Below are 12171 nucleotides of genomic sequence, written 5' to 3'. Positions count from 1 at the left end.
ACTATGAATGAGAAAAACACCATTGGCGATATTATAAAGGTACTTGAGCAGTACGCTCCCATCCCCTATCAGGAAAGCTACGACAACTCCGGCCTGCAAACCGGATATGCCAGCGATGAAGTAAAAGGCGTCCTGCTGACGCTCGACTGCACTGAAGAGGTCATAGAAGAGGCGATTGCCAAAGGTTGCAATTTAGTGGTGGCGCACCATCCGGTTATCTTCAAAGGCCTCAAAAGCCTAACCGGTCGGAGCTACGTGGAGCGCACCATCATCAAGGCCATCCAAAATAACATTGCCATCTACGCCTGCCATACCAACCTGGACAGTGTGCACAATGGCGTGAATGCCAAGATCGCGGAGAAGCTCAAACTGCAGAACACCCACCTGCTCACCTCCAAGCCGCATACCTTGATGCAACTGGCCTTTTTTGTGCCTGTTGAGAACACTGATGAGGTGTTAGCCGCTATTCACAAGGCCGGGGCCGGTCAGATCGGCGAGTACAGCGACTGCAGTTTCCAGGTACAGGGCACCGGCCGCTTCCTTCCCTCCGAAAATGCGGACCCCACCATTGGCAAGCCAGGTAAACCGGAACAGGTTGCGGAAAACCGGGTGGAAGTAATTTTCCCGGCCTTCAAGCAACAGCGCATCATGCAGGCCCTGATGGAGGCGCACCCCTACGAAGAAGTAGCACACTTTCTGACCCTGCTCGAAAACGGCAACCAGGAAGTTGGTATTGGGATGATCGGAGAACTGGCAGAACCGATGCAGGAGCAGGAATTTTTGGACTACCTGAAAAAGCACATGCAACTGTCGGTTATTCGCTATGCCCCGGTGGGAGACAAAAAGATCAAGCGGGTAGCGGTTTGTGGCGGATCAGGCAGTTTCCTGATCAAGGACGCCATGCGCCAGGGAGCGGATGCCTACGTGACGGCCGATGTGAAGTACCACGAGTTCTTCGATGCTGAGGGGAAGCTGCTTATTGCCGACATCGGACACTACGAAAGTGAGGTATTTACAAAGGAGATTTTTTATGATACAATTTCCAAAAACTTTGCTAATTTTGCAGTCTATTTATCGGAAGTAAACACAAACCCTATCAGATACACCTAATTAACTACATGGAAAGTACGGTAGCCAGCAAATTAGAAGCATTGCTAAAGCTTCAGAGTATCGATTCGCAGCTTGACGAAATCAGACGAGTAAGAGGCGATTTACCAGAAGAGGTTCAGGACCTCGAAGATGAAATTGAGGGCTATGAGGTAAGGGTTCGTAAGTTTGACGATGAAGTGGCCGCCCTGAACGACAGCATTGCCCAGCGCAAGCAGTCTATCAAAGACGCCGAAGGTCTGATTCGCAAATACGAAGACCAGCAGACGAACGTCCGCAACAACCGCGAGTACGACGCCATCACGAAAGAGATCGAACTGCAGAAACTGGAGATCCAGATCGCAGAGAAGAAAATCAAAGAAGCACACTACCAGATCGAGCAGAAGATCAACGAGATCGAAGGCACGAAGAACCGCCTGGAAGAGCGTCGCAAAGACCTTGACACAAAGAAGCACGAACTTGACCAGATCGTAGCCGAGAGCGAGGAAGAGGAAAAGAACCTGGAGAAAGACCGGGATAACGCTGCCCACCAGATTGAGGATCGTCTGCTAACCGCTTATAACCGTATCCGCAAAAACGTACGCAACGGTCTTGCCGTGGTGTTGGTAAAGCGTGACGCCTGCGGTGGTTGCTTCAACACGGTGCCTCCTCAGCGCCAGGCTGACATTGCAGCCCAGAAAAAAGTGATCGTATGCGAGCACTGTGGCCGTGTAATGGCAGGTGTTGAGCAGCGTATCTACTAAATCATTGATGTGTTGAGCGTTATGCGCTTGCATACATACTTAAAAAGGATGGCGTTTGCCCATCCTTTTTTTTTGTGTCTATATCTGTTCCTTTCTTTTCCTTCACAGGCAGCCTCCGTCTACAGTCCGGCCGTGCGCCAGGCCTATGAGGCCACGATCAGTCTGCGCATACCGGAAGGCCGCCGCCTGGTCCAGCAGGAACTCATTGGCAATCCTGACAACGCCGCCGCCCTCCTGGTCGCCAACCAGCAGGATTTTCTAACCTGGGCAATTCAGCAAAACCCGGAGGTATCCGACGGCATACTCGCCCGGCAGGAGAAACGGTACCAGCGGCTCAGCAGCCTCAAGGAAAATTCCGTTTGGGTTAGTTATGCTCTCGCCGAAGTGCGACTGCAGATCGCTTTGAGTAAACTACTACAAGGTAACAAGCTGGGTGCCGCCTGGGATTTGCGCCAGGCCTACCTGCAGTACAGTGCCAACGCCCGTCTATACCCTGACTTTCTGCCAAACCGCAAAACACTGGGTGCCCTGCAGGTGCTCATCGGCTCCGTGCCCGACTCCTACCGCGTGCTGCTCAACATCATCGGGATGCAGGGTAGTATCGAGACAGGTATGACCAACTTAAAAGCAGCTGCTACCAAAAGCAATCCCTTCCGGGAAGAGGCGCAGCTTCTGCTGGCGCTGCTGCAGCATCTGGTGGATCCGGAAGCAAATGATCTGGCAGCTGAATCAGTTCTGAAACTTAGCAGGCAGTCACCCGACAACCTCCTGTTTAGCTTTGCGGCCATGCACGTACTCAAAAAGACGCGTGAAAGTGATTTAGCTTTGCAGGTATACCTTGTTAGGCCACAGCAACCCGGCTACCTCGCTTTTCCTTACCTCCACCACATGGCGGCCGACCTATACCTGTACAAGGGCGACTTCAGCAACTCCATCAGATCAAACCATTTGTTTCTGTCGCAGCATAAAGGCGATAACTACCTGAAGGCGGCAAACTACAAGCTATACCTGGCCCACTGGCTGGGCGGGCAGTCGCAACAGGCAGAGAAGCACCTGGCGTTAATAGCACAACAGGGCAAAACGAAAATGGAAGAAGATGCCTATGCTGAACGATTCATAAAGGAACAACCGAACCCGAACCGCTACCTGATGCTGGCCCGTTTGCAGTATGATGGCGGCTATTATGAGGAAGCGCTGCAAGTCATGTCTCAGATATCGCTAACACCAGAAACCAGCCCAGCTGAGCGAGCCGAGTACTATTACCGGAAAGCCCGCATCAACCATGGCATGCACAATCTGCCACAGGCCAAACGCAATTATGAACAAGCCATTGCAGCGAGCCAACACACGAGCCTGTACTTTGCGCCATACGCTGCCCTGCAACTAGGTTACCTATACCAGGACGAGCAAAAGCCCCAGCTAGCCAGACAATGGTACACCAAAGCCCTGGCCTACAAAGGGCATCCCTATAAAAACAGCATAGACGGCAAAGCCAAACTGGCTCTCCAGACGCTTAAAAAGCCGTAAACCCATGGACTATACCTTCCACATACCTATACCTGAGTTGCCGGTTCCGCTTGACATTTTCCGTCGGAAGGCGCTGGCCTGGGCGCAGCAGTTTCCGCTGGTAGCCAGCTATACCTCCAATGGAATCACCTATCCCTATGGCGGCTTTGATGAATTGATCGCCGTGTCGAATGGCGAGCCCGTTAAGTGGGAGCATGAAAACGCATTTGAGGAATTGCAGCAAAAACTGGCAACGCAACAGCAACTCTGGTGCGGCTACCTGGGCTATGACCTCAAAAACCAGGTCGAAAAACTAAGCAGTCGAAATCAGGATGAAGTAGGATTTCCGGATATTTTCTTCTTTGAGCCGGAGTTATACCTATACTTCCAGGAAGACGGCATAAATATTTGCAGTAAAGACGATAATATTCCTTCCATTCTATCTAGAATTCAGGCTACATCTATACCTGAAGCCTTCAGCAACCCGCCGATTCAACTAAAGCAAAGAGTTGCAAAAGATGACTATGTCCGGAACGTAGAGCGGGTGCGGGACTACATCCGGGATGGGGAGGTGTACGAGTTGAACTACTGCATGGAATTTTACGCTGAGGAGGTCAAGTTAGACCCATTGCCGTTATACCTGCAGCTCAACGCCCTTTCCCCTACTCCCTTCTCAGGCTTCCTGAAGTACGGCGATCTATACCTGCTGTGCGCTTCACCGGAGCGTTTTCTCAAGAAAGAAGGTCGGAAACTGATCTCCCAGCCGATTAAAGGGACGATCCGCCGAGGCGTCACGCCCGAGGAAGACCAGCAACTACAGCACCAACTGCGGCACGACGAGAAAGAACTGGCCGAGAACATGATGATCGTGGACCTGGTGCGCAACGACCTGCGCCGCTCTTGCGCCACGGGCACGATTCGCGTTGAAGAAATGTTCGGCATTTACGGCTTCCGCCAGGTTTCGCAGATGATCTCCACGATTACCGGAGAGCTGCGGCCTGAATGTGGTATAGCCGATGCACTGAAAGGCGCTTTCCCAATGGGCAGCATGACGGGCGCGCCTAAAATACGGGCCATGGAACTGATCGAGGAGCTCGAAGTTACCAAACGGGGCCTCTACTCCGGCGCTTTCGGCTACCTGAAACCTAATCAGGATTTTGATTTCAATGTCGTGATCCGAAGCTTACAGTTCAATGCTGCTAAAGGCTATTTATCTTTTATGGTGGGCAGTGCCATCACCTACGACTCTATACCTGAGCAGGAATACGAAGAGTGCCTGCTCAAAGCGCAAGGTATACGCAAAGCACTGGGGCTGGAATAAGCCTTATATTTTGAGAATTCCTCTGCCATTCTGTCACGTTTTACAGCGGATTATAGTATATTTGCACCTCCTAAGAGATTTTTTGAAGCATGGATCCAATCATTGATTTAGATTTTATAGATAACCGCACACCAGAGCAGGCAACTGCCGCGGCTTCCTGCGACACCAAAGTAACAGCTGAAACCAATACCGGCAAATCCCGCAAACTCTACATCGAGAGCTACGGCTGCCAGATGAACTTCTCAGACAGCGAGATCGTGTCGTCAATCATGTTTGAGCAGGGTTTTGATACCACGGCGCATATTGAGCAGGCGGATGTGGTGTTTCTGAACACGTGCTCTATCCGTGAAAAAGCGGAGACAACCGTACGCAACCGATTGGGTCAGATCAATTATTTCAAGAAGAAGAAGCCCGAGATGGTGATCGGCATACTCGGCTGTATGGCCGAGCGCCTCAAAAAATCGCTGTTGGAAGAAGAAAAGATCGTGGACCTGGTGGTGGGTCCCGACGCCTACCGCGACCTGCCCAACCTGATCAGCGAAGTGGACGGCGGGCAGAAGGCGGTGAACGTGCTGCTTTCCCGCGAGGAAACCTATGCCGACATCAACCCAATACGCCTGAACAGCAACGGAGTAAGCGCCTTTATCTCTATTATGCGCGGCTGTGACAACATGTGCTCTTTCTGCGTAGTGCCCTTCACCCGTGGTCGTGAGCGCTCACGCGATGCCCACTCCATTGTGCGCGAGGCTCAAGCCCTGGTAGCACAGGGATACAAAGAAGTAACCCTGCTGGGTCAGAACGTGGACTCCTACAAATGGGCTTCGGAAGACAGGACTGAGCAGGTAAACTTTGCCCAGTTGCTGGAGATGGTGGCCAAACTCAGCCCGACTATGCGGGTGCGCTTCTCTACCTCCCACCCCAAAGACATTACGGACGAGGTGTTGTACACGATGAAAAAGTACGACAACATCTGCAAATACATTCACCTGCCGGCACAGAGCGGCAACTCCCGTGTGCTGGAGCTGATGAACCGTACTTACGACCGTTCCTGGTACCTCAACCGCGTCGATGCGATCCGTGCTATACTCGGCGAAGACTGCGGCATCTCCTCTGACATGATCGCGGGCTTCTGCTCCGAGACAGAGGAAGAGCACCAGGACACCCTTTCGCTGATGGACTATGTGCAGTACGACTACTCATACATGTTCTTCTACTCTGAGCGCCCCGGAACTCTGGCTGCCCGCAAACTGGAGGACGATGTGCCGCTGGAAGTAAAGAAGCGTCGCCTGGCCGAGATCATCGAAAAGCAGCGCGAATGCTCCCTGAACCGCAACAAGCGCGATGTGGGCCGCATGCACCGCGTGCTGGTAGAAGGATTCTCCAAGAAGTCGGACCAGCAGCTGAGCGGACGCAACGACCAGAACAAAGTGGTGATCTTCGATAAGAAGCATTACCAGAAAGGCGACTACGTGAACGTGTTCGTAAACGACTGCTCCGTTGGCACCCTGTTCGGTGAGGCAGTAGACTAATTTGGAGATTTGAAAATTTGGAAATTCGAAGATGACGAATCGTAAGCTTTGCTCTTCAAAACCATTTTCAAATCTGCACATCTCCAAATCTTCAAATCAAGATAATTCATGCGCAACATCGATATACAGAGCATAAAACAGCGCTTTGGCATTATTGGCAACTCACCCTTGCTCAATTACGCCATACAGGTAGCGGCCCAGGTCGCTCCTACCGAGATGACCGTGCTGATTACGGGTGAGAGCGGCAGCGGCAAGGAGTCATTTTCCAAGATCATTCACCAACTGAGTCCGCGCAAGCATGGACAGTTCATTGCCATTAACTGCGGCGCTATACCTGAGGGAACCATCGACTCAGAGCTGTTCGGTCATGAGAAGGGTTCATTTACAGGCGCCTCCGACACGCGTAAAGGCTACTTTGAGGTAACGGACGGCGGCACGATCTTCCTGGACGAGATCGGTGAAATGCCACTCGCCACACAGGCTCGTCTGCTGCGTGTGCTCGAAAACGGGGAGTTTATCAAGGTAGGCTCTTCCAAAGTACAGAAGACGGACGTGCGGGTAGTGGCCGCGACCAACGTGAACCTGATCAATGCTGTGGAGCGGGGCCGCTTCCGTGAAGACCTGTATTACCGCCTGAACACGGTGCCGATCACAGTTCCACCTTTACGCGAACGTGGCGAGGATATTTATTTGCTGTTCAGAAAGTTCGCCTCCGACTTTGCGGAGCGTTACCGCGTTAAATCCATCACGCTGACGCCGGATGCGGTGGAGGAGCTTTTGAGCTTTCGCTTTCCGGGCAACATCCGCCAGCTGAAAAATATCGTGGAGCAGATCTCGGTGCTGGAATATGATCGTGAACTGGACGCTGCCAGGCTGCGACACTACCTCCCCCGCGAACAGGACGGCAGCCAGGTGCCGGCGCTGCTGGCCAGAGAACATGGCGCGGACCAGTCTTTCTCTGAGCGCGACCTGTTGTATAAAGTGCTCTTTGATATGCGCCGCGATGTATCGGATCTCAAAAAGCTGGTGTACGAACTCATGACGCGGCAGCCCGGCGACAACGAGCTGCTGAAAGAGCACAGTCACTTGTTTGAGAACATGGAGCAGTTGAACCATGCCCGCACTTACAAGAGCGCGGAGCAGCATGAGCCTTACTACCTGCCAGTGCAGCAGCCACGCAACGAAGATTATGACGAAGACGAGCCCGTAGAGGACATCTCGCATGAAACCGAGGAAGAAGGCCTGTCGCTGGAGTCGATGGAAAAGGAAATGATCCTCAAAGCGCTCAAAAAGCATAATAACAAACGAAAATACGCAGCCAACGACCTGGGTATTTCGGAAAGAACGCTGTACCGCAAACTAAAGCAATATGATATCGAGAACTAAGAGCTTAACCCTGTGCCTGACTGCGCTGGTCTTTGTCTGCTGCACAGCTTGTGGCATTTACTCATTTTCAGGGGTAAACGTAGATCCTTCTATCCGCACCATTTCTATTCAAACATTCGAAAACAGTGCCGGCGAAGGCCCGTCCAACCTGACGCAGATAGTGACCAACAACTTCAAGAACTACTATCAGCGCAACACCAACCTGACTGTTTTGCAGCGCGACGGCGATTTGCAATTAGAAGGACAGATCGTTACTTTTACACTGACGCCAAACGCTGTGGTGCGCGAGGGAAACATTGACCAGGCCACGCTGAACCGCCTGACGCTGGGGATCCAGATCCGCTATACAAACACTGTGGATCCGGAACAGGATTTTGATCAGCAGTTCACCATCACGGAGGAGTTCCCGCCGACCGTGGACATCACAAGCATTCCGCCAGCGGCCATCGAACGCATGACCGAGCGACTAGTAGCCGATGTGTTTAACAAGACGGTTGCCAACTGGTAGTCATTATATAGCTTCATTACCCTTAACCCTTACATGAACAAATCTGCCTTTCTTAAACTGATCAAGCAGGTATCCGACATTTCTGACCAGCAGCAAAGCGAACTGGAGCAGGTGGCGGCGACCTTCCCTTATTGCCAGACGGCCCATCTGCTGCTGGCAAAGTCAGCTTACGACAGAGGCAGTATGCTCTCTACGCAGCGGCTGCGCCGGGCGTCCGCCTATGCCACCGACCGCCAACTACTGAAGCGCCTTATCTATGCTTCTCCTGTGCTGGAGCCAGTTTATGCTGAAGAAGAAGCACTAGTTGCAGAGGAAACAGAGACGCCCCCGGTAGAAAGTGCCATCATTGAAGAAACCATTGTTGAGACAGTGGAATCCATAACAGAGGATACTGAAACTGTGGTTGCTATACCTGAGTCCGAAGACGGAGACCAGGACGAAACACTGGAGCAAGTGTACAGCCCCGCCTCTGTTGAGCAGCACTCATACCTGCCGGAGGACTCCACTGAACCTACCACAGAAACTCCTGATGCAGAAATAGACTCCGAACTTGCCTTGCTGTTTACTTTTAACAGCATCAGCTCCTCTTCCACTGACCTTCTAAGTAACCGCGAGGAAGAAGATAGTTTGGAGGAGATAGAGCAGGAGACTCAGCACGCGCATCTCTCAGAAGCAGCTGAAGCACTGCATAACCTGGAAGAATCACAGCAGACGGAAGAAGTTTCCTTTTCAGAAGATCAGCCTGATGAAGCTGATGTTGCGGTGCAGGCTATATCTGTTCCGCAGCCCGAACTGACCCTGGATACCCAGTCCGATGAAAAACTGGTAGCTGAGGCCTCAGAATCGGATGTGGAACTGTACGAAGAAGAAGTAGAAGAACCCGCACAGCCAAGCGCGGAAGATGCGGAGATTAACTATTCGTTTGACGAAATTGACCGCCTGTACGCAGAGGACGCCCTGGGCTATTGGATGGGCTCCAGCCGTATGGGCGAAGTACTGCAGTTAAAGGATGATTATACCCGAATTCGTCCCCTTGGCTTCCACCCGGAACTGATCTTAGAGTATAGCAAAACCCACGAACTTGAAAAAGCGATCCAGCCAACGGCGCATGTTCTGAGCAAACAGCTTGACATTATCGACCAGTTTCTGAAGCTCAACCCGAGGCTCAAAACCATGGCCACCCTGAAGCTAAAGCCTGAGCCACAGGAAGATTTATCGCTCAAAAGCTCTAAAATAAAGAAAGGCATGGCCACTGAAAGCCTGGCCAACATCTTTATAAAACAAGGAAAGCCCAAAAAAGCTGCTAAAATTTATGAACAGCTTATTTTGAAATATCCGGAAAAAAAGTCTTACTTTGCCGAACAGATCGAGAAATTACAAAACATAACATAAAATGTATATCGCCCTAATCAGTATCATTCTTTTCATTTGCGTACTTCTTATTTTAGTAGTACTTGCTCAAAACCCTAAAGGTGGCGGACTCTCAAGCCAGTTTGGCGGCGGTGGTGCCAGCCAGCTAATGGGCGTAAAGCGCACAGGCGACCTGCTTGAAAAACTGACCTGGGGTTTTGCCATTGCGTTGGTAGTACTGACACTTGGCACGCACATGATGGTTGATACAAGTACTGACACCACTATCCGCAGCGTAAACGAAGAGCGTGCCCGCCAGATGGGTACTCCAGCTGCTCCGGCCCTGCCAGGAGCTGAAGGTGAAGAAGACATGTCGATCCCAGGTACGGGTGAGATTCCTGAAATGGTAGACACTGCGCAGCAACAGTAGCATTAACACAATATCTGAGAAAGCCGGCCTCTAAAGCCGGCTTTTTTATTTTAGCCGCTCCCTTCCTGCCACTCCATACTGACAGTTCACGCATACCTGACACAGCCTGACAGAAATGTCAGTCACCAGGTAGCCGAAAGCTGCAAAAATGGCTCAAAATGGCAGGAAAATGGCCTTGGCACAGGAAATGATAGAGGGAGTATGGTTTCAACGTTAAATCATTAACCACAAAAACTAAAAACATAACAAACTATGTCAATCAGCATTAAACCATTAGCAGACAGAGTAATTGTAGCTCCTGCTGCAGCAGAAGAAAAAACGAAGTCTGGTATCATCATTCCGGACACTGCTAAAGAGAAGCCACAGCGCGGCGAGATCGTGGCTGTAGGTGAGGGCAAAGTATCTGAGCAAGGCGCTTTGATGAAGCCACAGGTTGCCGTTGGCGACCAGGTGTTGTATGGCAAGTATGCAGGTACCGAGATCTCCGTCGACGGAAACGACTACCTGATCATGCGTGAGTCAGATATTCTGGCTATCCTTTAATTCATCCCATTTAATTAAAACAAAAGCAATATAACTATGGCTAAGAACATCACATTTGATGCTGAAGCTCGCCACAAGATCAAAACTGGCGTTGACAAACTGGCAAATGCTGTAAAAGTTACCTTGGGTCCTAAAGGCCGCAACGTAATCATTGATAAGAAATTTGGTGCCCCTACCATTACAAAAGACGGTGTTTCAGTAGCGAAAGAAATCGAGCTGAAAGACGCGATCGAGAACATGGGCGCACAACTGGTAAAAGAGGTTGCCTCTAAAACCGCTGACCAGGCTGGTGACGGTACTACGACGGCTACTGTTCTGGCGCAGGCTATCTACACAGCCGGTATCAAGAACGTAGCGGCTGGTGCTAACCCAATGGACTTAAAGCGCGGTATCGACAAAGCGGTTCACGCTGTGGTTGAGAACCTGCGTTCACAGTCTAAGAAAATCGAGAACTCTTCTGAGATCGCTCAGGTGGGTACTATCTCTGCCAACAACGACGCTGAGATCGGTAAAATGATAGCCGATGCAATGGACAAAGTTGGCAAGGACGGTGTGATCACGGTAGAAGAAGCAAAAGGCACAGAAACTGAGGTGAAAACTGTAGAAGGTATGCAGTTTGACCGTGGTTACCTGTCTCCTTACTTTGTGACTAACCCGGAGAAAATGGAAGCTGAGTTCGACAATCCTTTCATCTTGATCTACGACAAGAAAGTTTCTACCATGAAGGAATTGCTTCCTGTGTTGGAGCAGGTAGTTCAGACTGGTAAGGGCCTGGTGATCATTTCTGAAGATGTGGACGGCGAAGCACTTGCTACCCTGGTAGTGAACAAACTGCGTGGCTCCCTGAAGATCGCTGCTGTAAAGGCTCCTGGCTTCGGTGACCGCAGAAAAGCGATGCTGGAAGACATTGCCATCCTGACTGGTGGTACTGTCATCTCTGAAGAGCGCGGTTACAAGTTGGAGAACGCAACACTTGATTACCTGGGTACTGCTGAGAAAGTAATCATCGACAAAGACAACACCACGCTTGTAAACGGTGCTGGTCAGAAAGATGATATCGTGGCTCGTATCAACCAGATCAAGTCTCAGATGGAATCTACTACATCTGACTATGACAAAGAGAAACTGCAGGAGCGTCTGGCGAAGCTTTCTGGTGGCGTTGCCATCCTTTACATTGGTGCTTCAACTGAAGTGGAGATGAAAGAAAAGAAAGACCGTGTGGATGATGCGTTGCACGCGACCAGAGCTGCCGTTGAAGAAGGTATCGTAGCAGGTGGTGGCGTTGCCCTGATCCGTGCGCTGGATGCCCTCAATAACATCGACGTATACAATGCGGATGAGCAGACAGGTGTAAGCATTATCAAAACAGCACTTGAGTCTCCGCTTCGTACAATCGTAGCCAACGCTGGTGGCGAAGGTTCTGTAGTGGTACAGGCGGTTCGCGAAGGCAAAGCTGACTACGGTTACAACGCCCGCGACGACAGATACGAGAACATGTTTGCGGCCGGTATTATCGACCCAACCAAGGTGACGCGTCTGGCGCTTGAGAACGCTGCTTCTATTGCCGGTCTGCTGCTTACTACCGAGTGCGTAGTGTCAGAAGAGCCAGCTGAAGAAGGTGGTGCTCCAGCCGGTATGCCAGGTGGCATGGGCGGTATGGGCGGCATGATGTAATCGACTCCCATAGTCTATATAACAAAGCCCCGGGCCTTTTGGTCCGGGGCTTTGTGTTTACAGATGTAGTTAAG

The 12171-nt window shown here is 51.1% G+C and carries 11 protein-coding genes; all 11 read left to right on the top strand.

The features are described 5' to 3' along the window. Positions 1-3 precede the first annotated feature (3 nt). Positions 4-1110 carry a Nif3-like dinuclear metal center hexameric protein gene (locus Q4E40_RS14450; RefSeq protein ID WP_303413141.1) on the top strand — a complete coding sequence of 369 codons (1107 nt, stop codon included), beginning with the start codon at positions 4-6 and terminating at the stop codon, positions 1108-1110. Positions 1111-1118: 8 nt separating this feature from the next. Then, positions 1119-1850: a zinc ribbon domain-containing protein gene (locus Q4E40_RS14445; RefSeq protein WP_303413139.1), complete on the top strand. Its 732-nt coding sequence runs from the start codon at positions 1119-1121 to the stop codon at positions 1848-1850. 72 nt (positions 1851-1922) lie between these two features. Next, a complete protein-coding gene (locus Q4E40_RS14440) occupies positions 1923-3377 on the top strand; it encodes a tetratricopeptide repeat protein (RefSeq protein ID WP_303413137.1) in 1455 nt (484 codons plus the stop codon). 4 nt (positions 3378-3381) lie between these two features. After that, a complete protein-coding gene (locus Q4E40_RS14435; protein ID WP_303413135.1) occupies positions 3382-4677 on the top strand; it encodes an anthranilate synthase component I family protein in 1296 nt (431 codons plus the stop codon). 89 nt (positions 4678-4766) lie between these two features. After that, positions 4767-6206 carry a tRNA (N6-isopentenyl adenosine(37)-C2)-methylthiotransferase MiaB gene (miaB, locus tag Q4E40_RS14430; protein WP_303413133.1) on the top strand — a complete coding sequence of 480 codons (1440 nt, stop codon included), beginning with the start codon at positions 4767-4769 and terminating at the stop codon, positions 6204-6206. 108 nt (positions 6207-6314) lie between these two features. Further along, the gene (locus Q4E40_RS14425) at positions 6315-7592 is read left to right on the top strand and encodes a sigma-54 interaction domain-containing protein (RefSeq protein WP_303413131.1); all 1278 of its coding nucleotides are present in this window, start codon (positions 6315-6317) and stop codon (positions 7590-7592) included. Beyond that, positions 7576-8100 (top strand): LPS assembly lipoprotein LptE, encoded by a 525-nt coding sequence (lptE, locus tag Q4E40_RS14420; protein WP_303413129.1) that lies wholly within the window; start codon positions 7576-7578, stop codon positions 8098-8100. Before Q4E40_RS14425 ends, lptE begins: the two co-directional genes overlap by 17 nt. 33 nt (positions 8101-8133) lie before the next feature. Continuing rightward, positions 8134-9492, top strand: a complete 1359-nt coding sequence (locus Q4E40_RS14415; protein WP_303413128.1) for a hypothetical protein — start codon at positions 8134-8136, stop codon at positions 9490-9492. A gap of 1 nt (position 9493) precedes the next feature. Then, positions 9494-9880, top strand: coding sequence for a preprotein translocase subunit SecG (secG, locus tag Q4E40_RS14410; protein WP_303413126.1), 387 nt, complete (start codon positions 9494-9496; stop codon positions 9878-9880). A gap of 252 nt (positions 9881-10132) precedes the next feature. Next, positions 10133-10423, top strand: coding sequence for a co-chaperone GroES (gene groES, locus Q4E40_RS14405; RefSeq protein ID WP_007659288.1), 291 nt, complete (start codon positions 10133-10135; stop codon positions 10421-10423). 36 nt (positions 10424-10459) lie between these two features. Next, positions 10460-12097, top strand: a complete 1638-nt coding sequence (gene groL / locus Q4E40_RS14400; RefSeq protein WP_303413120.1) for a chaperonin GroEL — start codon at positions 10460-10462, stop codon at positions 12095-12097. Positions 12098-12171: the final 74 nt, after the last annotated feature.

The sequence above is a fragment of the Pontibacter coccineus genome, assembly GCF_030546575.1.
Taxonomy (GTDB): Bacteria; Bacteroidota; Bacteroidia; order Cytophagales; family Hymenobacteraceae; genus Pontibacter; species Pontibacter coccineus.
The sequence above is the reverse complement of the archived record's forward strand: the minus strand, read 5'-3'. Positions and strand labels throughout refer to the sequence as shown.